The sequence below is a fragment of the Rivularia sp. PCC 7116 genome (assembly GCF_000316665.1).
Lineage (GTDB): Bacteria > Cyanobacteriota > Cyanobacteriia > Cyanobacteriales > Nostocaceae > Rivularia.
This window is the reverse complement of record NC_019678.1, coordinates 4,109,687-4,134,230: the sequence shown is the minus strand read 5'-3', so window position 1 is coordinate 4,134,230 and position 24,544 is coordinate 4,109,687. Positions and strand designations below refer to the sequence as shown.

At 37.4% G+C, this 24,544-nt stretch carries 15 protein-coding genes; 6 read left to right on the top strand and 9 right to left on the bottom strand.

All coding sequences use genetic code 11. The features are described 5' to 3' along the window. The first annotated feature begins 44 nt into the window (after nt 1-44). Nucleotides 45-743, top strand: a complete 699-nt coding sequence (locus RIV7116_RS16105) for a DJ-1/PfpI family protein (protein ID WP_044291910.1) — start codon at nt 45-47, stop codon at nt 741-743. 196 nt (nt 744-939) lie between these two features. Here RIV7116_RS16105 and RIV7116_RS16100 read toward each other — a convergent pair whose 3' ends face one another. Next, nucleotides 940-1,239, bottom strand: a complete 300-nt coding sequence (locus RIV7116_RS16100; protein WP_015119357.1) for an RNA-binding protein — start codon at nt 1,237-1,239, stop codon at nt 940-942. A gap of 378 nt (nt 1,240-1,617) precedes the next feature. Further along, nucleotides 1,618-2,478: a glycosyltransferase gene (locus RIV7116_RS16095; protein WP_015119356.1), complete on the bottom strand. Its 861-nt coding sequence runs from the start codon at nt 2,476-2,478 to the stop codon at nt 1,618-1,620. A 306-nt stretch (nt 2,479-2,784) separates the two neighbouring features. Here RIV7116_RS16095 and cobO point away from each other — a divergent pair, with 306 nt between their 5' ends. Next, the gene (gene cobO, locus RIV7116_RS16090; protein ID WP_015119355.1) at nt 2,785-3,447 is read left to right on the top strand and encodes a cob(I)yrinic acid a,c-diamide adenosyltransferase; all 663 of its coding nucleotides are present in this window, start codon (nt 2,785-2,787) and stop codon (nt 3,445-3,447) included. Between the two features lie 119 nt (nt 3,448-3,566). Here cobO and RIV7116_RS16085 read toward each other — a convergent pair whose 3' ends face one another. From RIV7116_RS16085 to RIV7116_RS16070, 4 genes are all read right to left on the bottom strand, one after another. Next, entirely contained in the window at nt 3,567-4,367 is an 801-nt protein-coding gene (locus RIV7116_RS16085) for a hypothetical protein (RefSeq protein WP_015119354.1), read from the bottom strand. 833 nt (nt 4,368-5,200) lie between these two features. Then, on the bottom strand, nt 5,201-6,184 hold the full coding sequence (locus RIV7116_RS16080) for an RNA polymerase sigma factor, RpoD/SigA family (protein ID WP_015119353.1): 984 nt from the start codon (nt 6,182-6,184) through the stop codon (nt 5,201-5,203). A gap of 861 nt (nt 6,185-7,045) precedes the next feature. Next, the gene (locus RIV7116_RS16075; RefSeq protein WP_015119352.1) at nt 7,046-8,782 is read right to left on the bottom strand and encodes an ATP-binding protein; all 1,737 of its coding nucleotides are present in this window, start codon (nt 8,780-8,782) and stop codon (nt 7,046-7,048) included. A 323-nt stretch (nt 8,783-9,105) separates the two neighbouring features. Continuing rightward, nucleotides 9,106-9,900, bottom strand: a complete 795-nt coding sequence (locus RIV7116_RS16070) for a glutathione S-transferase family protein (RefSeq protein ID WP_015119351.1) — start codon at nt 9,898-9,900, stop codon at nt 9,106-9,108. A 694-nt stretch (nt 9,901-10,594) separates the two neighbouring features. Between RIV7116_RS16070 and RIV7116_RS16065 the strand changes: the two genes are divergently transcribed. Beyond that, on the top strand, nt 10,595-11,494 hold the full coding sequence (locus tag RIV7116_RS16065) for a fasciclin domain-containing protein (protein ID WP_015119350.1): 900 nt from the start codon (nt 10,595-10,597) through the stop codon (nt 11,492-11,494). 86 nt (nt 11,495-11,580) lie between these two features. On the opposite strand, the gene RIV7116_RS16060 is transcribed toward RIV7116_RS16065, so the two are convergent. After that, nucleotides 11,581-13,119 (bottom strand): phenylacetate--CoA ligase family protein, encoded by a 1,539-nt coding sequence (locus tag RIV7116_RS16060; protein WP_015119349.1) that lies wholly within the window; start codon nt 13,117-13,119, stop codon nt 11,581-11,583. Between the two features lie 309 nt (nt 13,120-13,428). On the opposite strand from RIV7116_RS16060, the gene RIV7116_RS16055 reads away from it, so the two are divergent. The 3 genes from RIV7116_RS16055 to speD all read left to right on the top strand — a co-directional run bounded on the left by RIV7116_RS16055 (nt 13,429) and on the right by speD (nt 18,305). Beyond that, nucleotides 13,429-15,138: a serine/threonine-protein kinase gene (locus RIV7116_RS16055; protein WP_015119348.1), complete on the top strand. Its 1,710-nt coding sequence runs from the start codon at nt 13,429-13,431 to the stop codon at nt 15,136-15,138. Between the two features lie 455 nt (nt 15,139-15,593). Continuing rightward, a complete protein-coding gene (locus RIV7116_RS16050; RefSeq protein ID WP_015119347.1) occupies nt 15,594-17,771 on the top strand; it encodes a serine/threonine-protein kinase in 2,178 nt (725 codons plus the stop codon). Between the two features lie 96 nt (nt 17,772-17,867). Next, a complete protein-coding gene (gene speD / locus RIV7116_RS16045) occupies nt 17,868-18,305 on the top strand; it encodes an adenosylmethionine decarboxylase (protein WP_015119346.1) in 438 nt (145 codons plus the stop codon). A gap of 177 nt (nt 18,306-18,482) precedes the next feature. Here speD and RIV7116_RS16040 read toward each other — a convergent pair whose 3' ends face one another. Together RIV7116_RS16040 and RIV7116_RS16035 are read right to left on the bottom strand one after the other, a co-directional pair. After that, entirely contained in the window at nt 18,483-22,013 is a 3,531-nt protein-coding gene (locus RIV7116_RS16040; protein WP_015119345.1) for a DUF1388 domain-containing protein, read from the bottom strand. Between the two features lie 641 nt (nt 22,014-22,654). Then, nucleotides 22,655-24,340, bottom strand: coding sequence for a nitrous oxide reductase family maturation protein NosD (locus RIV7116_RS16035; RefSeq protein ID WP_015119344.1), 1,686 nt, complete (start codon nt 24,338-24,340; stop codon nt 22,655-22,657). Nucleotides 24,341-24,544: the final 204 nt, after the last annotated feature.

Here is a 24,544-nt window from a genome sequence, read left to right as displayed (position 1 = left end):
TCATTTTTAGCATAGTAAATAACGAAGTTGAGGCAAAGATAATCGTGACTAATCAACCTAAATATCACATCGGCTTAGTAATTTACCCCGGCATGACTCAGCTTGATATAACCGCACCACATCAAGTATTTTCTTTTATTCCCGAAGTTCAGGTGCATATGTTATGGAAAAATTTAGAATCCGTAACTAGTGGGGAAGGATTAATCATTTTACCAACAACCACTTTCGAGCAATGTCCTCAGCTAGATGTTATTTGCGTTCCTGGTGGTGGCATGGGAACCGTGGAAACAATGGCAGATTCAGAAGTTCTGGAATTTTTGCAACAGCAATCTAAAACCGCAAAATATATTACTTCTGTATGTACTGGTTCTTTGATTCTTGCTGCTGCGGGTTTGCTCAAAGGCTATCGCGCCGGTTGTCATTGGCTATTTCGCGAATATTTGGCAATGCTGGGAGTTGAAGTTAAGAATCAAAGGGTTGTAGTCGATCGGAATAGAATTACTGGTGGTGGTGTAACTGCTGGGATTGATTTTGGGTTAGTGGTTGTTAGTCAGCTTTGTGGAGAGGAAACTGCAAAAAGAATTCAGCTTTTGTTGGAATATAATCCCGAGCCTCCCTTTGATGCAGGTTCCCCGGATAATGCTGGAGACGTTTTAGTCGAGCAAGTTAAAAAATTTGGGCAGCCTTTATTAGAAGCTACTTTGGCGCAGACAAAAATTACAGCAGAAAATCTATCTCAATAATTTTTCTGCTTTGAATATTTGAATATTTAGTAATACAAAAGCTAAAAAACAAAAACCCGGTTCCTGAAAACTCGGGTTTGTTAGCTTTTACATCAAATTAAACCAAAAAACTCAAGCATTTTTGCCTGAGTAATAATTAAATCAAATTTGTTAACTAAACTTAAGTAATTTAGCTATTTAAGCTATAAGATTAACCTTAGTAGCGGTTGCGGAAATTGTTATTTCTACGATTGCCTCCGAAGGAATTTCTTTCTTCTCTGGGTCTTGCCTTATTGACTTTAAGGTCGCGACCCATCCATTCAGCACCATCAAGAGCTTCGATAGCTGCTGCTTCTTCATCTTCTGAACTCATTTCTACAAAGCCAAACCCGCGTACTCTACCTGTTTCGCGGTCAGTAGGAATTTGAACGCGTCTTACAGTGCCATATTCTGCAAAAACGGCATTCAAATTTTCCTCTGTAACGTCGTAAGAAAGATTACCTACGTAAATGGACATGGATCGTCTCCGAAATCATCATTAGTGTGTAGAGATTTACATTTCGGAGATAAGTCTGTGGATACTTAAACAAACGCTGTCTACCGAATTCTATTCTCCTCGGTAAGTATAACATAAGGGTCAAGTTATGGGGAGAGAATAATTTGTAAGTTCGTAACTATAAATATAAGCAGATAATATAAACAGATTTAGTATTATGGTTTCATTATGGTTATTATCAGAATATAGCCAAAGTTCATATTGATACTCTGGGTTTTCAGTAAATAAAATTTTCAAAAATGCATGAAACCATTACCTGATTGTCAATCTGTTAACTTCGCATCATCATAATTTTGATTAATCTAATTTTGATTTAATCTAATTCAATCGGATTTAAATCTAAATTGTTAAGTAATTATACTTAAGGCAGCCTTGTACATGTCCTCCCAACCAAGCCAAATCTAACAACCATCTCACGAAAGTTTCTTTGTTGCGGACTTTGAGTAGAAATTTTAAAGGAAGAATTGCAGCATCTTTAGATAAATGCCTCCATCGGATTAATTTAGGCATTCCCATCTGTTGATGTTTTTGATGCAGCAAAATATCGTAACAAGCCAATCTCCAACATCGACGGTACATACCTTTAACTGTATTGCGAAAGCGAAAATAAATTATTGCATTTGATACAGATTCGAGCTTAATACCTGTCTTTTGCACTCTCCAGCAGTAATCGATATCTTGGAGTAACAGCATCTTTTCATCAAAACCACCGACTAGATTGTGAATCGAACGTTTAATACCAAGGTTATTTCCTGCCGCATAAGGAAAATATACATAATCCTTGACTCCGTTAGCTTCTCTTACTCCGCAGCTCTTGACTACCCACGGTTCATTTAATTTTGAATAATCGCTACAACCGGCAACAAAGTCATGTTTCGAGAGCGCTTCTATCATTGCTGCTACCCATCCTGAAGTGACTTCATCGTCAGCGTCGCAAAATGCTAAATTTTCAGATAAAGCTACACTTGCACCTGTGTTACGAGCGTGAGCAGAGCCTTTAACTGCTGATGCATCGACTAAACGTAAATTAGTAAAAATCTGCTGATACTGTTTTACAATATTTACAGTTTCATCTGTTGAACCGTTGTCAGCAATAATAATTTCCCAAGGTTCAAGGCATTGCTGTTTACCTAAAGCCTCTAATTGAGCGGTAATAGTATCAGCAGCGTTAAAACATGGAACAATAACACTTAATTTCATAAAAAAACTACTTGCCTAAATTTGAATAACGCTTTATGTATTGGCTTTGACAAAAATAATTTGTATTCTGTACATTTTTAATGTCATAAATGGCACTTAGTATTAAATAAAAATAATGCAAATTAGTAATTGCCTATTACTACTTTAAAACTTACGATAAAAACCTACTAATAACTTTGAATTAATAGTGTTTTTTTTGTAAAGATATTATTTACAAGTACAAATCAAAATAAGTTCTTTTACCTAAACAACTACAGTTGTCAAAAAAGTTTATCAAGCTCTTATCTGAAAATACAGGGTACTATAATGAATAATCAGTCGTATCAAACTACATCTGATACAAGCGTTGCAGAAAGCAAGTCGCTAACGCCCGAGCAGTATCGTAAAAAAATGCAGCGACGTAAAGAAGTGCAAGACCAAAGAATCGCAGATGCTTCTCTTGAGAAAGGTTTAATTGTTGTTAATACCGGTAATGGCAAGGGAAAGACTACAGCATCTTTAGGAATGGTATTACGTTCCCTAGGACACGGTTACAAAGTAGCAATTGTTCAGTTTATAAAAGGAGCTTGGGAGCCTTCTGAAAAAAAAGCATTTAGTACTTGGAAAGAAAACGGGCAGCTAGAATTTCATGCAATGGGTGAAGGGTTTACCTGGGAAACCCAAGATCGCGATCGCGATATTGAAAAAGCCTGTTCTGCTTGGAATAAAGGGTTAGAATATATCCGCAATCCAGAGTATAAGTTGGTACTTTTGGATGAGATTAATATCGCGATGAAACTCGGTTATTTAAGAGTTGAAGAGGTTTTAGCTGGATTAGAAGAGAAACCTGAAAGAAATCATGTAATACTCACAGGCAGGGGGGCACCCCAATCGCTAATCGAAAGAGCCGATTTGGTAACCGAAATGAACCTAATTAAACATCCTTTCCGCGATAAATCGATAAAAGCACAGCCAGGGATTGAGTATTAATATTTGTTAGTGCTTAGTAGTTGATGGTTAATACTGATAGCAAATATTTAAAACTTTGACCTGAAAACTGCGGTTTATCAACCATCAACTATCTATAAACTATCTAATAACTAAGTGTGTTAAAAATTAGCTTTGCAGGTTTTTAGGATATTTAGGTCGTTCTTACTAACAGCGTCGAGTTGATAATAATCTTGCAACGTTACCGAGTAAGCGTAATTTGTTGGTTCATTTTCGTTCAATCTAAACAGTACATTATTTGAAGCTACCTGAGTTGGGCTAATATCACCTACATAACCCTTGACTGTCATAGCTATTTCTCCAGAACTATCAAGATTCCCCTGGAAACAATTGAACTCGGAAGAAGGCATATACATGCCACCCACAACTTTACCGGCTCGTTTTTCAAAGACTATATATCCATGCCCAAGTTGCCCCATTTGCCTCGAACTACCATAAAGAAACACACCATCACCATTAGGAAAATTAGTCGTGGGGGCAACTCCTTTAATAGACGCTTTATCTTCAGAAATTTTTGCTTGAGTGGTAGATAGATTGTCTAATTCTTGCGATACTTTTTCATAACTCGAAGAATTATTTCGCTGTATCCAAGTATAGGTTTTACCCGGAGATACAGCACTACCAGCAGATTGCGACACAGAAGATGAATCTAATACCTTCCGCAATCGGGCTGCCTTTGAAACTGATTCGGAATCTATATTATTAGGATTCCTTTCCATCCAAGTAGTTGGTACTGCTTCTTCTTCGATGACTTTTGATGGAGATGCTGTTTGCAGTAGAGCAATTTGTTTGGACAAAACGGGTTGAGCGCGTTGAGCTATTGCTGCAATCGCTACGACGATACCGAGTAGAGGAACTGCAAAACGACGGGGTGGAATAATCTTTTGAATCTTTTTAAACACCCTACTTCTCCTATAAATAATCTGTTTTTATCAGTATGAAGTCTCAATTAAAACTAAGTATTTTGATTTATAGCACTATTAAAACTTTAGTTTATATTGTCCGGTAAAAAAACCGTAAGCTATTCAAACTTTTATTGAATTTTTGTGTATTGACTTTATACTAACATTGGTATAAGTGTTCGTAGATCGTCCAAAAGGTCTACTCAAAAGGAATAAAATTTCAAATATAAAATAATTATAAAAATATTGTTTTAAAAATAAATTTTAAAAAATTTAAAGTTTGTCATCCTTCGCTTTGCATATTTTCAACTGTAAGTATTTATAGTATTTATTGATATTTTAGAAGCTGAAAGCTTTGCTATGTATGATTTTCAATAATTTTCAAATTTTGAGGTGTTGATAAATAAAAATTTATCAGTAACAAAGATATTATTCATTATTAATCTTGAATAATATAATTTTTTTTTATATTTAAAACTTTTTCATCAATTTCTATTTAAGCTTTTTGATTCATATGTATATCTTTTTGCAAAGATTTTCTAAATCTACATAGAAGTTTTATATTTTATGGTGCTGCCTCCTGTTATGGAATTTTAATATGCACAATCCGGAGTTAGGCTTTCTTAACTTCGCAAATGGTTTTAATAAATCAAAAGTGTGAATATTACGCGTAGTTTTTGAGAACAATTAGTGTAGAGACGGCTTGCATAATACAGCGTCTCAAACAATATGAAACCAACACTTCATATTTTTATTCAGCAACGCCAAAAAAATACGCCTCCTTATAGAAGGCGTATTGCTTGTTAACTATTGATACATCTAACTATAGTTAATTAACTTGCGACATATTCCTTGACATTGGCACGACGGCGACGCAAGTGAGCCAGTGCTTGATGTTCTAATTGACGAACTCTTTCGCGACTAAGACTTAAACGTTCGCCAACTTTTGCTAAGGACATTTCATTTCCGTCACTTAATCCAAAGCGTAAAGCTAAAACTTGCCTTTGCTGGGGAGTAAGTTCAGCTAATAAATTGTTCAAGTCTTGACGTAAGAACTCCTGAGTTGTGTAATATTCCGGTGAAGGACCATCATCTTCAAGCATTTCTTGCAGCTCGGTATCCTGATTGTCGCCAACTCTTACATCTAAAGAAACTGGCTGACGAGCCATGTTTAAATACTCGCGAATCTGGGCGGGTTCTAAATCCAACTCTTTAGCAATTTCCGAAGGAATTGGAGAACGTCCTAATTTCTGAGCAAGTTCGCGCTGTACTTTTTTGATTTTGTTGAGCTTCTCAGTTATATGAATAGGTAAGCGAATAGTTCTACCTTGCTGTGCAATGGCACGAGTAATCGCTTGACGAATCCACCAGTAAGCATAGGTAGAGAACTTATAACCACGAGTCGGGTCAAATTTTTCTACACCCCTCTCCAGTCCTAAAGCTCCTTCCTGAATTAAATCCAGAAACTCCATATTTCGCTTCTGGTACTTTTTGGCGATCGCTACAACCAAGCGTAAATTAGCTTCAATCATCTTCTGCTTGGCTCGTTTACCTTCTAAAACTGTCTTCTTCAGTTCAGTTTCAGCTAAGCCAACTTCTTGAGTCCATTCTTCCAAGCTAACCTCTCGACCAAGCTTTTTAGCTAAAGCTTCTTTAGCTTCAACCAGCTTCATCATTTTTTGTACTTGCTTCCCGAAAATAATTTCTTGCTCGCGGGTAAGCAACGGTACTCTACCAATCTCGCGCAGATAGGTTCGCACCATATCAGCCGTAAACTTGGTATTGGTTTTTTCAGTTACAGTGTTTTCAATGGGCATTGGTGCGTTTTCCTCTACTCCGTAAATACTATGAGTATTTAATTACTTAGGGAGGGTATGGAAAATACTATCGATAGAACTGACGGAAATACCTTCTTTAAATCCCTACTCATACAGAGATTTTGTAGACGGCGAAACTTCCCCATTAGTTCCTCTGCCTCCCCCTATTTATCAATCCCCTAGAAGTAAACTTTTATAGTTTCAACAATTTATTCGTTTCTGGCGAATCGCTAATGGCGATCGCAATATATGAAGTCAGTATGAGTTTTACTTAATCTAATATTACGACAAATTTTGTCGATAGTAAAGAGCCATTATATAAATCTTCCCATTATAGTGTATTAAGGGTTCATTTGCCAAAACACCGGAATCATTTGTATTTTTTGGCGGGTGATATATATATAGTGACGCGAAAATAGCCAATCCGGTTCTCTTGAAATAGCCAGATAACCGAACTTAAGGGGATTTGTCATGGGTGGATGTTACTAAATTAATTGATTGCGGAATCAATAATTGCGGATTTGTAGTTAATAGATTGTCTTTTAATCAGTATTTTCGCGCTAATTTATGCTAAGCCCGATCTATCTGAAGGTTAGTTTCGGATTTAAGAAAAGCGCTTTATTACAATGTATCGTTTGCTTCAATAAATCAATGAGTACCATTCATCGAATTTCAAGTTGAGAAAGGAAATGAATAATATTACCCTCCCACTATTTAGAAACAGGGTCAAGTAAAATAAACTACATTTGTATATGTGGAAAGGGTAGGAGAAGAAAGTAGAGATAAGGAAAAATTTTCTCACTGCTCACTGCTCACTGCTCACTGCTCACTGCTCACTGCTCACTGCTCACTGCTCACTGACTAAAATCCTAAATCTGCTTTTGCTAATTCGGCTGCTGCAAAAACTTCTTCATCTGGTTTTCCTTCCCAATCTGGATCGCCAATTTCTTGATAAAAGGCGGTATCGTAAGGACGGGTACGAACTACTACCGGCATAGGGACAGCATGACCTAAAATTAATGCTTGCTGTTTTGAATCTAATTTTGCCAATACCGATTTCAAACCACCAGCACCGGAAACTCCTGTAAAAATAGCGTCGATATCTTTCTCGTCGTTGAGTAAAGCGGTGATGCGGGTACCAACTTGGGACATAACTTCATTATCTATCCCCGAAGGTCTTTGGTCTACTACTAATAAAGTAACGAAATATTTCCGCATTTCACGGGCTATAGTACCAAAAATTGTACTTTGTACTATTGCTGAATCGAGGAAACGGTGTGCTTCTTCGATAGTAATCATCAACTGTAATGGTTTATCAACGGGATTTTTAGTTTGGAGGAATTTTTCTGCTTTACGAACATATTGCTGGTGAACGCGGCGAGTAATCATGTTTGTCACCAGCATGTAGGAAAGCATATCCGATTGAGAACCAAATTCCACTACAACATTTTTCCCGGCTTCAAGGGAACGCATAATTTGATTAATATAGTTGTGCGGACAAGCTGCACGCATGTACTTTAAATTGTCCATTCGCAATAACTTGCGCTGTAATGCGGTAATCGAACCTTGGTGTCCTCGTTTTTCTTCGCAAAACATCTTGATTTCTTCGTTTGTCATATTCAACAATTGAACAATCCAAGATTTACCGAATTCAGCACATAAAATATTGGCATTATCAATACTCGCATCGGAAAGTCCTAAATCGCGAGAACATAACTTAATATCTTCAACTTCGATTTGGTCGTAACTTAAATAAAGGTCTTGAGCGTGAGGAACTCCTCGGCGTTTTGTAGATTCCGGGTCAAGAGTGTAAACTTCTATTTTGTTGGGAAATAACTGCTTTAAGCCTTTGACTGTACTCAAATTTTTACCTTCGGAAACCGCTTCCCAACCGTATTCCGAGTGCATATCGAAAATTAAATTTACCGCTGCATTCTTACGAATAGTCCCAGCTAAAAGTAAGCGAGTTAGAAAAGATTTACCGGTTCCAGATTTACCAAAAACGCCATTACTTCTTTCGACAAACTTATTTAAGTCGATACAGACGGGTACATCCATATCCAAAGGTTTACCAATGGAAAAATTCTTTCTGTGTGGATCGTCTTCCCAGCCAAAAACTCGACGAAAATCATCTTGTGAAGCTTCGTAAACTTGACTGAAATGAGTCGGAATTGTTTTAACTGGCATCAATTCCATCGTAGTGCTAGTTTGTGCTTGAAACGATGCCAAACTAGTATTTACAGCTTCTTTTAACTTTGCAGACTTACCATCTACATTGGAATTATCTTCATTCGATTCCGGGGTAAACATCAACATCGGCGCGAGATTGATGGTACCGTAAGTACCGCTTCCTGCCAGAATATCGCGCATAAAAGTATCTTCCCAACTCGGAGGATAAGCGACAATCCTTTGGTTAGCTATTCCCAAGGCTACATCCGTCAGCATACAGAAGAATCGCGATCGCATACCTTGAACAACCAGAAACTTGCCTACCCGCATATCCTCAACCAAAATATCCGGGTGCAACCTAACTTCTAAACCCCCAGTTAAAGAACCTTGAGTAACCGAACCTAATGGCTGTCTGCTAATAGAATCCATACAAATCAACGCATAATTTTATTCTTTCTTCTTTAAAGAATTTTAATTGCACTGTATTAATAATGCGAACAATTGTACGAACAAATTTTAATAAAATTGGGAATGGGTAATGGGTAATTGGTAATTGGGAATTAGCTTGAAATATCTGAATTAATTACCCAAGCATATAAAAGTCAGCCGGATAACAACTCATCTTTCTAGAAGACTGCAAAGCTGTAACTTTTAACCGTTCGCTTCTGTCTCAACCTAATTATCAATAATTGTTAGTTTGTTATTGAGTCAATTACCCAATTCCCAACTTCCCATTACCAATTACCAATTATTTAATCAATCTGAATAGATGTCGGGGCACTCGGACTGTTAATTGTAGAACCGATTATTGGTTTACGGAATTGAACGTAAAGTCTATCGCGCCAGTCAAAAAACGGTTGATAAATCGGATTGTCTGCTAAACCGGGTACTCCTTTACCTTTAATCGTGTCTGGTAAATCTAAATAATTACCATCTGGGAATTTTAATAACACAGATAAACCAGCGACTGCAAAATCAGCCAGACAGGGTTCATCTCCTAATAAATAGGGGCTGCTTTCTAATATTAATGTCAAAGCTTCTAAATCTTGCTCTAAGTCTCTCATTGCGCCCTGTACGACATCGGGGCTGTAACCTACACCTACACCTAACACTTTTAAAATATCAGGAGGAACTCCTTCTACTAAGGTTTTTAGTAGGTCTGGTGTAGAGTTAGGCAATAACGCTTTACGCAAATACTGGTCTTTACTAATGGCAGAAAATAAAGCTTTTCTACTTTTGGTGCCGATAGATTCATCCGCCCATTCTTCCATCATTAAGCATAATCCCCGAGTTTTAGGGTCTTGAGGAATCAAAGGACGCTCGGGATGCTGTGCATCTATATACTTAGCTATTTCAGTAGAATCAGCTATATATTTATTGCCATCTTTAAGTACTGGTACTTGACGTTGCCCTGTTTTTTGAAATAGCTCAACTTGACCGATACCCGGTGTCACCTCTATTTTGCGGTATTCCAGACCTTTATAGTCTAGAATCAAACGAACTTTTTCTGAGTACTGAGAAAGTTCAAATTGGTACAACTCTAACATGATTAGTTTGCCGGTAATTTGTTGACCTATAAATTCTACAACTTTATTTTTGTTAATAATATGTTCGAGCTATAGGCGGAAAATTTCTTACTTGCGGATTATGTCTGTAGAGATATGAATTTCTGACTGATTCAATGCAAGCATTATATAAATTTGAATATAGACATTTATAGGCAGATAATTAAATTAAAGCGCGAAACAACTACCGCCTTTAATACAATATTAGGAACAGAAAAGTTAATTATTTCTTAACAACGCTCATTTCGCGATTATTTTTGAAGCGCAGAGCGCAAACCCTTCCGTAGTAACAAGTTTGGCTATTTAGATCTAAGTGATAATTTCAAAATTATAAATAAAATATTTCCCAAAATAGAGAATCAATATTTCTGATTTTTTTTAATTTGATAAAAGTCGGCTTCAGTTGAAGTCAAAAATATATGGATATAATATTATTATGCTACAATAACTACAAAAATACTCTACGCAAATAAAATATTAATCAAGGATGATTGCTGTTAAATTCTGTTTATGCCGCTATAAGTAAAGTTAATTAGACGTTTTTTTTCTTAGATGCACTATCAACAGTATTGCCATAATACGATAAAAATCAAACTTTGCGAGTTAGATTTTTTGCCTAAGAAAATGGTATAAGATTTTTATGTAAAGTGTGGAATAAAAGCCAGATAAAATCGTTATGAAGGTATACTACAGCAATTTGCTGACTAAAATAACTGGCATTGTGGGAGTGACAAGCATCGGTTTACTGATCGGTTTGCCTGTGAAGGCGAACAACGCGCTCAATCCTAACCCCAGTGTTTTTACAGAAGCTCCTTATAATCGCTCTCAAGCAGTGACCGTAAGTGCTGATAACACTAACTCATCGGTTATACGGACTTCCAAGAGTGACAAACCGAATAAAACTTTATTAGCACAAAACGGTGGGGTACTAAATCCCAGACCAAGTATATTGGATGAATGTCCTTATAACCGTGCGGCTTGTGGAAATAACGCCCCTTCAACTTCACCTGCGCCGCTACCACCATCAACAGTACCAGAACCAGCGCCAGTTCCGGGTGGCGTGCCTCCATTACCAGGAACAGAAGTTCCAACTGCACCCCCAGCAACTATACCTGATTCAGGGGCAGAGGAAACACCCCAACCTTCGGCCGGGACAGAAGGTGAAGATATTATAAGTGTTGCTGAGTCCAATCCTTCATTTACAATGCTTACTAAAGCCTTGAAAGCAGCAGGATTGGTAGAGACTTTGAAGGGAGATGGTCCCTTTACAGTTTTTGCACCCAGCGATGCAGCATTCGCGAAGTTACCGCAAGATGCCGTACAAGATTTGTTAAAGCCAGAAAATAAAGAAGTATTGGTAAAAATTCTGACTTATCACGTAGTACCAGGTAGAGTGCTTTCGACCGATTTGAAATCAGGTGAAGTCAAAAGCGTTGAAGGTGGACCAATTAGCGTCAAAGTTGACCCAGCTACAGGCGTGCAGGTAAATGACGCTACCGTAGTACAGCCGGATGTTAGTGCTAGCAACGGTGTAATTCACGTCATCGACAACGTTATTTTGCCTCCCGATTTATAAAAGGGAATAGGGCATAGGGCATAGGGCATGGGGCATTGGGCACGAAAAAATCATTCCCAATTCCTTCCCTGCCCTCTCCTATCTTGCTAACTCCGAGTGTAGCGATGCTTTACGCCTTGAGGAAAATAATTTGGTTCTCCCATTGGTAATAATTCTATTTGAGGTGTTTGATACTCTGAGGGAACGTAATTTGCAAATTCGCTGTTAAGTCTTTTGAGTTGAGTTAGAATCGAATCCGCTACAGCTTGTTTTTTCTCTTCATTAGCTTTAACTTCCGGTGCTAATTCTATAGCAATAAATAAAAAACGATTTTTATCAGTATCTTCTTGTATTTGCATTACGAATTTACCCGTTACCCAATCTCTGATTACAGGTTGTTCTAAACCAACTTTGATATTTTCTGGGTAGATATTTGCACCAAAGTAGGAAATAGTAAAATTCGAGCGTCCAAAAACGAAAACGAAAGGTAGATTACGAATTCCTCTGTTATTTGATAGTGCTTCTACAGGGTTAAATCCATATTCAGATAAAAACTCCATCATGGCATCATAAGTAATTATTCCGCCATTATCTAAAATGTTGTAACGTATCAAGGGAACTCCATTATCTCCAGAAAATAGCAGCGTACCTCTGGAAATTCCTTGATGATTGGAATTAGAAGAATTTGGAATCACTTCAAAAAAACGATTTATCGGGTCATACTGAACTAAAGTCGGTAAACGGGATTCTCCAAATAAATTGCGTGCAGCTTCGGGATTTTCTGCTAAAAATTGCCGGATACGAATACTTAAAGGTGTTTCATTACCTAAAACCCCAGCATCAGCAGTGCCATATAAAGATGCAAAATCATAACATGGGTTTTGGGAGCCAACTCTTTCCCCGACTAAATTCCGCCATTCTTCACTAAATACTTCTCCAGCCATTACAAATTTAAGCTTACGGGGTTTCAATTCCATACCCTTAGCAATAGCCGTATCAATTACATCTTTGAGAAAAGGCGGATATCCTAATAAAACAGTTTGTTCAAAATTTGGACTTAATTCTTCTACTACTCGTAAAATTTCAGCTTTGTTTGTTCCTGGAGAGATTACAGTCACTGGATAACCTTTGCTAGAAAGATAGCGACAGCAATTATAGGTGAACATTCCCCCTACCCAAGTGCCTAATGCAAAGCAAACTACGGCTAAAGTCGATTTAGTATCCGCAAAAAAACTATCGTAAAATATTTGCTCAAACCGGGTAGCGATCGCCAACTCATCCGTAAAGAAGCGCAACCAGAAGGTAGGTTTACCTGTGGAGCCTGATGAGGCTGCTATAGTATCGCAGCTTTCAATTTTTCCATGACGGCAGAAATCCGCTAAAGGATAGCATCTAAGGTAATTATCTTTGGTAAGTGGTGGTAATTTTTGAAAATCATCAAAAGTTTGAATTTGTTCGGGATTAATATGCTGTTGCGTCAAAAAATCTTTATACGCAGGTACATTTGCAGCCACATCCTGGAATAAACTGATAATTTCACTAGCAGGGTTTTTAGTAATATGCTGTTGTAATAAATTTTCGAGAGGAGTATTTAAAAAGTTCTCGAACCCCTCAATTGCGCGTTGACTTTGCTGTTGGTAGTTCATAAGTCTTGTTGAAGTCAAAAAAACGGATTATTATGACCTGTTATTAGATGGGTAATTGGGAATGGGAATTGGGTATTGGGCATTGGTGATAGGTAATGGGTAATTGGTGGTTGGGAATGGGTATTGGAAGAGAATAATTAGCAACTTCCTACTTGCTACTTGCTACTTGCTACTTATAACTCCTAACTCATAACTTTTTATTCTTAATGCCCTATGCCCCATGCCCGATGATTAATTCTTAGAGATTATACGTAAATTATGTTCGCTATCTTGTAGTTATTAGCAAAAACCCTTTAAATTTTGGGCATCATGCAGGTTTATTGCACTCGAAACCACGTTAACTCTTCAAATAACCGCTTTTGTACTATATGTGGCGAACCTTTGCCTCTTCCTTCTGGGGAGGTTATTATTGACCGTTATAAAATTGTACGTCAACTTGGTCAAGGAGGTTTCGGACGTACTTATTTAGCGGAAGATATGCATAATTCTTCTCAAAACTGCGTGCTGAAGGAATTTGCACCCCAAGTAGAAGAAGATAAAGATTTAATTAAAGCCAAGGAATTATTTGAAAGAGAAGCTAGCGTACTTAAGCAGCTTGAGCATTCACAAATTCCCCGCTTGCATTGTTCGCTACAGGTAAAGTTACGTAACAAAGATTTTTTCTTTTTGATCCAAGATTATATTGAAGGTGAAAACTATCAGGATTTATTAGAGAAGCGTCTTAATGAAAGACGATGTTTTAGTGAAGAAGAAGTATTTCATTTGTTGACGCAAATTCTGCCAGTATTAAGTTACATCCACTCCAAAGATGTTGTTCACCGCGATATTTCGCCAGATAACTTAATTTTACGTACAGCGGATAATTTGCCAGTTTTAATTGATTTTGGCGGTGTCAAGCAACTACCGGCTTCTCAAGGATTATGGTTTACCCAACTGCCGGTAAATCGCACTTTATTGGGTAAAAAGGGTTACGCTCCTGAAGAACAGTTGCGTCAGGGTAAAGCCTTTCACAGCAGTGATTTATACTCTTTGGGAGTATCGGCTTTAGTGTTACTTACCGGACAGGAACCGCAGAAACTTTACGACAGTTATCAGGGTACGTGGCGTTGGGGGGAAAGTATAAAAATTAGCGGCAACTTTGAAGCGGTACTGAAGAAGATGGTTGCTCATAAACCCAACGATAGGTACCAAAGTGCGGAGCAAGTGTTAAAAGATTTACAGTCTACTACTCCTGTTTCGTCTCCTGCTAAACCCGTAAATCCTAATATTAGCAAGATTCATACGGCTGTAGTTGCTCCTGGGCGCAAAGGTGCTGGTGCAGTTGCAACTCAATTTCACAACAAGACTCAAGCTTTTGCTCAAGCCATCCATTTACCTATTTGGCTGCGTCCTTTTTTCGTCAGTTTGGTAAGTACTAGCGTCGTTGTTTTAGTTTTTGCTGGTACCTGGGCGTTAATTAGTGGAGTTATCAACGCAGTAACTTCTTTTTCTTTGCCAGAGTTTCCCAAAGTTGAATTGCCTAGTTTGCCTGGGAACGATAATAATTCTGAAGAGGGGTTAAGCCGTGAAGAAACAAGTAATATTGGTAAAATTGTTAGTCAACGTCAGCGGTTGAAAATTTCAGAATCATTTTTTAATCGCACCGTCAATGATATTTTTTATACTCAAAATCCCCAAGCTCGCGGTCGTACTTTAACAGGAAGCCGAGAAGACGAAGCTTTGAGGAAGAAGTGGTACAATATTGCTCAAGATTTGCTCGAAAAGTTAGATAGAGATAATTTGAGCCAGCAAACCAGAGAAAAATTAGGAAGCTATAGCGGAAGAGATTATGAAAATTGGCAGCGGCAGATAGAAGCGGGGCAGTTAAGTAATTATACGATTAAAGATTTAAATAGAGATACCAATCGTAAATTTGACAAATTGTTTCCCGGAGAACGACAGGGGAACCTTAAGCAACAAACTTTTGGTCAAATTTGGTATGCATTCGCTGATGAGGAAGTTCGCAAACGAGTAAATTAATTATCAGTTACCAATTAGTTGCGGTTTTACTTTCGTCAATCAGTTGAAATAATAATTTATTATCTCAAGCTATTGGGTTAAAGGAAATTTCATTGCTGCGGCTGTAGTTTTATGTATCAAGCTAATGGTTTTAGTGGTTCAATTTACTTTCTAACTCGTGCCGTCTTAAACTAATCTTCAAAACTATCTTAATTATTGAATAGTATATTTGTTTATACCATGCATTAATAATCCTAAAAGATAAAAACAATTGATATCTATTTTGTGTCTGCAAATTCTTTGTCTTTTTTCTTATCTGCCTTTATAATTTCGTTCCCCGTCTTTTAGCTAAAGTTCTCTCAGGAGGATTAAGGTTATTATGTCAGTTCAGGACTGTAGTTCGATTTCTGTAACTTTTTGCTCTTAACTCATAACTTTTAACTCAATACTCTTAATTTTTAACTCAATACCCTCCCATGACACCCCTTAAATGCTCCAAAGGACATGAAAATCCGGCTGCTAGTCGCTTTTGTCTACACTGCGGTGAAATGTTGGTTGATACCCCAGTTAATATTGGTATTCAACCCGGCTTGACTTTAGGCGAACGTTATTTAGTAGTACGTCAATTGGGACAAGGGGGATTTGGACGGACTTATTTAGCAGAAGACATCAACCGTTTTCGGGAACCTTGCGTTTTAAAAGAATTTTCTCCTCAAGTTCAAACCGAATACGTTTTACAAAAATCGGAAGAACTTTTTGAACGAGAAGCCAGCGTTCTTTATAAGTTACAGCATCCTCAAATTCCGCGCTTTCGCGAACTTTTGCGCCTCACTATTGAGGATAAAGAGTATTTATTTTTGGTTCAAGATTATGTAGAAGGGGAAAATTACAGTTCCTTGTTAGCTAATCGTCAACAGCAAGGAATGAAATTTAGCGAGAGCGAGGTAAAACAGCTATTACAGCAAATATTACCGGTATTAAACTATATTCATTCAATGGGTGTAATTCACCGCGATATTTCACCCGATAACTTAATTCTTCGTAAAACTGACCAATTACCAGTATTAATAGACTTTGGTGGAGTTAAACAAGTTGTAGCAACCGTAGCTTCTCAATATTATGCACCTGGAAATCCTCCAGCAACCCCAATCCCTACTTTATTAGGGAAAGTCGGTTATGCTCCAGCAGAACAAATGCAAACCGGCTCAGTTGAACCCCACAGCGATTTATATGCTTTAGCTGCAACAGCATTAGTTTTACTTACAGGCAAACAGCCAGCAGAGCTAATTGATAACTACAATTTGCAATGGCAGTGGCGGAGATTCATTAATGTTAGTCCTGAATTTGGGGCAATATTAGATAAAATGATATCTGCCGTACCGGGAGAACGCTATCAAAGTGCGAATCAAGTTTTACAAGCACTTAACCCCCCCCCACCTACAAACAACCAACCACAACAATCATTTCCCCAACAAATAACACAGAAAACTTTCGCCGTTGCACCTGCCGTAGAATCGGCTCCTTCGACTCCCCAACCTAAAATCATTTCTCCTGGGTTCTCAGAATCTCAACCTAAATCTACAACTTGGTGGACACCTGCAAAAATTGGAATGCTATTTTTTGCAATGGTTATTTTAGGAGGTTTAACTTACTTTGGCTTTTCTCAGCTAACGTCAGACTCAGGTAATACACCTACACCTACTCCCACATCATCAGAACCACCCGTTCCTTCCAAATTTTCCGCGCAGGAACGGCGACGTAAAGAAAGACTCAAAGCACGTCGCGAGCAACTAGGTATAGACTATAACTTTTATGTCAAACTAGTTAATCAAAGATTTTGGGAGCAAAATCCCAGCTTAAACGGACGTACTTTGAGCGATGAACCCCAAGACGAAGACTTGCGCCAAAAATGGGACGAAACAGCGAGCGAATTGCTCAATAAGATGTCACAACTTAGTTCCGACGCTCGCCGTAGACTCGGAACCTTCACCACAGCAGACCGCGATCGCTGGAAAGTTAGAGTTAACAATATTAATGTCGGCAGCCGTTCGGTATACGATTTAGCCGACGCACCATTTTACCGAGAATTCCCCGAGCAAAGAAGTAAAAACTTTATCAATAAACCCGTAGGACAGGTCTGGCATGGATTTGTATTCGACAAAGTAAATGCGGTATTTGCTCGCAGTGCTTTTGAAAGACTAAGATTTCAAAGTGGCGATACAACCGTCACCAGAAGCGGTAATTTCAAAAACCTACAAGGTAAAATTTTTATCGCTCAACTTGGCAAAGGTCAAGAAATGCGAGTTAATTTAACAGCTTCTCCTCAAGTATTATTCTCTATATATTCACCTTCCGGTCAAAGAGTATTATTAGAAGACTCTACAAGACGCTCGTGGTCGGGTACTCTTAGAGAAAACGGGTATTATGAATTTGTTGTCGTTTCCACATCATCCGAATCTCAAGATTATCGGATGCGCTTACAGGTAGAAAACCCCGCACCACCACCAGAACCGACACCCACACCGGAAGTTACACCTACGCCAAAAGTTACACCTACGCCGGAAGTTACACCAACACCAACCCCAACACCTACGCCGGAAGTCACACCAACACCAACCCCAACCCCGACAGCAACCCCGGTTGAGGAATCGTAAAGGATGGGGAGATGGATGAGACTGACATCTAAGTGGTCACTGTTCACTGGTAACTGATATAATGACAGGTTTGTTGTAAATCGGTGGGGAAATAAATTGGCAAATCAATCATATTTAGAAAAAGACACTCCTTTGGTTCCGGTAGGTAGTCATTGTATTTTGGAACTATATGACTGTCCCAAAGATTTGCTCAACGATGTTGATTTTATTAAAAAAACTTTGGAAGAAGGAGTCAAAGAAGCTGACTCAACTTTGCTTAGAGAACTGACTCATCAGTTTGAACCTTATGGAGTTACGGCTTTGGCACTGTTGGCAGAGTCTCATGTTTCGGTTCATACTTGGCCCGAAATTGGTTATATTGCTGTAGATATGTTTACCTGCGGGGAACATGCAGAACCCGAAAAAGCCTGCAAATACTTAGTAAAAGCTTTTCAAGCTAAGAATCACGTACTTCTCAAAATTCCTAGAGGAAGATTGACACCTCAGTTGAAAAATCTTGAAGAAAGTTTGATGTCTGCTGCTGCAAATAAGTAATAAGAAAATAAGGGATGGGAGACAAAGAAAAAATCAATTACTCCTATCCTACTTATGCGATTAGCGAAAAATTGTAGGCTGGGATACCATTCGGTTCAACCCAACCTACGTCTACGTTTATAAAGCCGGGAAGAAATCAGTTGTTGTATTTCAACCAATTACTAATATCCCCAATCTTTACATTTCAGACAAAGAAATATTGCGGAATTGACTGTGAGCGTTAGCATTACTAACATCATGGTCGTTACCAAGAGTTAAGTAATTAAAATTACCGCCTATATCATAGTCTCCGACTTTGACTTCATAGGTTTGCCATTCAGAGCCGATAGTGTAGTCATCTTCTAACTCTGGTTTTATTTTTCTTCCCCAATCTTGAATTCCCGAGACTTGGAAAAAGTTAGCGCCATCGTCATCTGTGATAATATCGTCATTGTCAAAACCGATGCCCTGTATTTCTCCTTCCGCAGCGCTTTGAAATTCAAATTTGAGAACAGTATTCTCGGTGATATTGTAGTTAGTGATATCTAATTTCTTCCAACTGTTACCTGTTAATTCAACTGCGGTTTGATCGTCATAAATGTTAAATATTCCTTTATCTTGATTTTTACCACCGTATGAAGAAAGATTGTAATTGTTGGTACTATCTTGTACGGTTAATACAACTTCTTGGTTTGCCGCTCTGCTGAATTGATTTGCATTTGCTTCATAAATTTTGAGATTGCGGAATTGACTATGACCGTTCTTTGCTCCATTATCGTGGTCGTTGGTAAATAGAAGATAGTTAATGTCGCCGTTGAAGTAATCTCCAACATTGATTTTATAAGTTTGCCAACCTTTACCAGTAACGTCTTGTTTGAAGTCGGTAATACCAAAGTTGTCTTTACCTTCTAATTGAAATATTCGCCCTTTATCGCTATTTGCGTCAAATTTGCTGTCAGTTTCTAAGCCGATTGCTTGAATTTCTCCTTTGATAATGCTGTTAAATTCAAATTCTAGGATGGTGTCTTTAGTAACTTGATAGTTGAAATCAAATTTCTTCCAACCATTTTTGATGATTTCTATGCCTTGATTGTTGTCTATAGTGTTTACTACAGACTTTGAGTCGTCTTGATCGACATAGGAAGTGATTTCACCGTCTTGAAAATTGATAGATGGAATTTCTGCTGGTGGTTGAGTTTCTGCTTCTGGCTGAGTTTGTTGATTTTGTTCGTAAACTCTCAAGTTTTTCCACTGACTGTGGGCATTCTTGCTACCGTTATCATGATCGTTTGCAAACAGCAGATAGTTGATATTGATATCTTCACTAAAGTAGTCTGAGAGCTTAATTTTATAAGTTTGCCAACCTTTACCGGTAACATCTTGTTTGAAGTCGGTAATACCAAAGTTGTCTTTACCTTCTAATTGAAATATTCGCTGTTTATCACTATTTGCGTCAAACTTATCGTTGGTTTCTAAGCCGATTGCTTGAATTTCTCCTTTGATAATGCTGTTAAATTCAAATTCTAGGATGGTGTCTTTAGTAACTTGATAGTTGAAATCAAATTTCTTCCAACCATTTTTGATGATTTCTATGCCTTGATTGTTGTCTATAGTGTTTACTACAGACTTTGAGTCGTCTTGATCGACATAGGAAGTGATTTCACCGTCTTGAAAATTGATAGATGGAACTTCAACTGGTGATTGAGATTCTGTTGGTTTTTGAGTTTCCTGACCTTTTTCGTAAACTCTCAAGTTCTTCCACTGACTGTGGGCATTCTTGCTACCGTTATCATGATCGTTTGCAAACAGCAGATAGTTGATATTGATATCTTCACTAAAGTAGTCTGAAAGCTTAATTTGATAAGTTTGCCAACCTTTACCGGTAACATCTTGTTTGAAGTCGGTAATACCAAAGTTGTCTTTACCTTCTAATTGGAATATTCGCCCTTGATCGCGATTTGCGTCAAACTTATCGTTGGTTTCTAAGCCGATTGCTTGAATTTCTCCTTTGATAAGGCTGTTAAATTCAAATTCTAAGATTGTGTCTTTAGTAACTTGATAGTTGAAATCAAATTTCTTCCAACCATTTTTGATGATTTCTATGCCTTGATTGTTTTCTATAGTGTTTACTACAGACTTTGAGTCGTCTTGATCGACATAGGAACTGATTTCACCGTCTTGAAAATTGATAGATGGAACTTCAACTGGTGATTGAGATTCTGTTGGTTTTTGAGTTTCTGTTGGTGGCTGAGATTCGGCTGGTGTTTGAGTTTCCTGACCTTTTTCGTATAATCTCAAGTTCTTCCACTGACTATGACCGTTCTTTGCTCCGTTATCATGATCGTTGGTAAATAGAAGATAGTCAATGTCGCCGTTGAAGTAATCTCCAACATTAATTTTATAAGTTTGCCAACCTTTACCGGTAACGTCTTGTTTGAAGTCAGTAATACCAAATTTATCTTTACCTTCTAATTGGAATATTCGCCCTTGATCGCGATTTGCGTCAAACTTATCGTTGGTTTCAAAGCCGATTGCTTGAATTTCTCCTTTGATAATGCTCTTAAATTCAAATTCTAAGATTGTGTCTTTAGTAACTTGATAGTTGAAATCAAATTTCTTCCAACCATTGTTGATAAGTTCTATGCCTTGATTGTTTTCTATGGTTTTTACTATAGAGGCTGAACTGTCTTGATCGACATAGGAAGTGATTTTATCTTGTTGAAAATTAATAATAGATCCAGGTGCCGGAGTTTCCACTGGCTCGGATGCTTGTTGTGCTTGGTTCTGTGTCTCAACCTGATTAATATCCCAGCCTAAATCTTCTAAAACCCCTAAAGTAATCGCACCAGGATTATGAATTACTTCACCTGGATTTAATCTAGGTGTCATTAAAGAACCTGGATTACCTTTAGAATATGTACGCTCGTCAAGATGAGCAATACTTGAACCATTTTCCCACTTACTAGGTGCATATAGCTTAACTTGCTCGCCACCATTGGCTGCTGTTGCATTTGCACCGTTAAAAAATAGGTTGTTGCTTCTTAATTGTGTTTTAAGCTCTGAGGAATCATTAGACAATGGATCAAGCTTTGGATTACCATCCTTATCCTTGTTGAGCTCGACTATAAAGCTCTCAAAAATTGTAGTTCCATTAGTACCCGTACCGTTGCTATTAATTCTATCGGTGATTCCAAAACCATGCCCTAACTCATGTAAAACGACAGTAGTAAAATCAAATTTATTTCCTGGCTTTCCATCAGTAGGAAGATGCCAATTATCAAAACCGCTGTTCAACCATACTTCAATTTCCGCACGACCGCCATTTAAATCTTCACCAGCTAAGTGATTGGCTAATGACATTATATAAGAAGTATCATCCTGAGTTGCACCCGTGAAATTGCTTCTAAAGTCAATAGAAGAAGTCACAGCCCCACCGAGAACATCGCGACCGTATGAATTTAAATCTATCCATTTAGCATCAACTTCAATAGGAACATCAGATTTTATCCATCCTTCCCAGATAGTTGCTGCATATTCAAAAGCATTTTTAGCTTCTTTAACTTTTTTAACTTCTTCAGGATCGTTAGGGTTTTGAGCTTCAAAGCCATAGTAATTAACATTAATTGTGGCTGTAGGAGGATTTATAATTGTAGAATCTACAGAGCTTTTATTCGTATTTGAAGTGTCATTAGTTCCAGCAAAATCGTAAGCCAAATTATTATTGTTCATTTTATTAAATGTTTGAGGTGATTTAAATTGATTTATTAATCAGTACAAAATTTCAGCAATCTAAATAAACTGAACTACTGCATGTGTAGATTTTTTATTAAGAATTTGTTTTTAAATAGATTTAGCTGCAACACACTGTAGGAATAATTATTAATTCAAGCTGTATACATTTTTTATTTGACCAGCAAAAAATAAAAAACTTATTTCTGAAATACCGGATAATAAGGTGATTAAGGCAATCTTAACCACTTGCAAAGTTTATTCCTTCAGAACTAGCACTTAATTCTGATTTAAATTGCGAGTACTTATAAATTTGAAACTTAAATATTTTTTGATAAAAATTTTATAGTTTATAAGTGAAAAAACTTAATGTTATTAGTTATTATTTGTATAATTAAATTTAGAGCAATAAGAATATAATTATTTTGAAAACTTAACGCAGGTAGTTTCTGCTTTTTTCAGTAAAATTACTTATAAAATAAACACTATTTACTATATATAAAAAATGAGTTACACCAATTTACTGAAGAACCATAAAGTGCAACTCATCGCAATTATTTAATATTGAGATGTATTCGCGGCGATCGCCATAAATAGCATCTTATAAGTTATTAACCGAACCTGATGTTACTAAATATTTGTTAAAATTCATAAGCTCCTGCATCAACACCAGTACCTGTTAAACGCTGCTTGCCATCTTTATCGAGTTTTGCATAATTACCAATGAAAAACGAGCTTATATCTATTGCTGGTGAAGTTGATGTGAGACGATAATTATTACCTGATGAATTCACAAAATCAACTGATTCGGCTAATTCATTGTCAAAAGCGTTGAAATTTCCAACTCTAGTTCCTCCGTCATAAAGAACTTCGGTTTTATCTGCAAATTCCTCTGTATTTACAAATAAGTTATTGTCCAAAGTGACGTTACTGGCATCTTCCACATAGGCATTCCGATAACTATTTTCAGAAAAGATGTTATTGCGAATCGTCACATTTCTAGGATTGTAACCCCTACCGCTATTGTCTACATAAACACCTTGGACGTTGTTAGCAAAAGTATTATTTACAATCTCTACATTTTCTACATTATTAATAATGGCAACTCCCCTACCACCATTTTCTACCCGTCTTCCATTTCCATAAATAACGTTGTTATAGATGTTGATGTCGGATACATCTCCGACACTAGGAACTTCATCTGCAATCACTATTCCATCGGCGGTGTTAGAAAAGATTTCATTGTTATAGATATCTAAGTTAAATGAATCGGCACGATTGCCATCTACATAGATAGCACCACCACCTCTAAAACCGTCATACGTACCAGAAATCAGAGCTTGAGAGGTTATCGAATTACCGTGAATCAAGCCGTTCCGAGAACCAACTTTAATATCCATACCTTCTCGCTTGCCGTCTATCATTCTATTGTTGGCAACTTCAAAACCATCAACACCCCAGATACTTAGTGCTTCTTGATCTCCGTCTGTATCTCCAGGACCATCCCATTTCCAGTTAGCTCGTTCGACAGTATTGTTAAGTATTTTGACATTACTTCCGGTGATTTCTCTTTCTCCACCGCCAAAAAAAGTTTTTGGTAAAACGATAATTCCAGAACTTCCCGTTTGATAAGTTTCGTTATTCTGAACGGTCATGTTTTTTGCGTCACTGAGCGATATTCCAGCCCAGGATGTATTCTCTATCCGAAAACCATCAATTACCCAATTACTCTGCCCTGGGGATTGAATCACGCCTTCTGGAAAACCACCGCTATTCGGATTTGGATCGCGCAATGTGACATCACCGTTAGCTTTGAGGGTAATCCTTTGCGAATCGCTACCAGATTTACCAAGACTAATTAATTCTGTATAGGTACCTGGTTGAACTAAAACTGTATCGCCGGGAGCGATAGGAGAGTCTTCGCTGACTGCATAATTAATACTTTTCCAAGGCTGGTTTTGCGAACCAGAATTATTATCATTACCACTTGGAGAAACATAATAAAATCTGCCACCACTGCTTTGAGGAGTTGGATTTGTAGAGGTTGTTACGGAAGCTCCTACTAAAGCAACAGCCGTTTCATTTCCCGTAATTTGATCTGAATCGTAACTACCATCGAGGCTATCTGAATCTATCAAAGCACCGCTTTCTATATCTACATCCATCGAATTAGAAACAGCTATATCCTCATTAGACAGATTGTTGACATAATCTCCAGTATTTAGTGAAGCAAGGCTGAGATTATTTTCACTAGGAATAAATTCTTCTAAGGGATTTACTGGAAGAAAAGCTTCAGTTTGAAAAATTTGTGATTCAGTCAAGTCCATGTTTCTCCTTTTATTTGAAGCAAGCAATATCTTATCGAATCAAATTAACTTTGTTCGATTACCTTTACGAAAAAAATTGAAATTAAACTACATCAATCTATACTTAGATTTTGCAAATCTTGTATAGACATGAAAAGGTTATACAGCATGAAAATTATCTAAAATAATAGCTACCTAAAATTACGAATTAATTACTTTATTGGT

Excerpts from the sequence above, each read along its gene's own strand:
- RIV7116_RS16075 (WP_015119352.1), bottom strand. The coding sequence starts at position 8,782 with ATGGATTCTATTAGCAGACAGCCATTAGGTTCGGTTACTCAAGGTTCT.
- RIV7116_RS16035 (WP_015119344.1), bottom strand. The coding sequence starts at position 24,340 with ATGGACTTGACTGAATCACAAATTTTTCAAACTGAAGCTTTTCTTCCA.
- RIV7116_RS16055 (WP_015119348.1), top strand. The coding sequence starts at position 13,429 with ATGCAGGTTTATTGCACTCGAAACCACGTTAACTCTTCAAATAACCGC.
- RIV7116_RS16100 (WP_015119357.1), bottom strand. The coding sequence starts at position 1,239 with ATGTCCATTTACGTAGGTAATCTTTCTTACGACGTTACAGAGGAAAAT.
- RIV7116_RS16080 (WP_015119353.1), bottom strand. The coding sequence starts at position 6,184 with ATGCCCATTGAAAACACTGTAACTGAAAAAACCAATACCAAGTTTACG.
- RIV7116_RS16065 (WP_015119350.1), top strand. The coding sequence starts at position 10,595 with ATGAAGGTATACTACAGCAATTTGCTGACTAAAATAACTGGCATTGTG.
- RIV7116_RS16060 (WP_015119349.1), bottom strand. The coding sequence starts at position 13,119 with ATGAACTACCAACAGCAAAGTCAACGCGCAATTGAGGGGTTCGAGAAC.
- RIV7116_RS16040 (WP_015119345.1), bottom strand. The coding sequence starts at position 22,013 with ATGAACAATAATAATTTGGCTTACGATTTTGCTGGAACTAATGACACT.
- RIV7116_RS16050 (WP_015119347.1), top strand. The coding sequence starts at position 15,594 with ATGACACCCCTTAAATGCTCCAAAGGACATGAAAATCCGGCTGCTAGT.
- cobO (WP_015119355.1), top strand. The coding sequence starts at position 2,785 with ATGAATAATCAGTCGTATCAAACTACATCTGATACAAGCGTTGCAGAA.
- RIV7116_RS16070 (WP_015119351.1), bottom strand. The coding sequence starts at position 9,900 with ATGTTAGAGTTGTACCAATTTGAACTTTCTCAGTACTCAGAAAAAGTT.
- RIV7116_RS16095 (WP_015119356.1), bottom strand. The coding sequence starts at position 2,478 with ATGAAATTAAGTGTTATTGTTCCATGTTTTAACGCTGCTGATACTATT.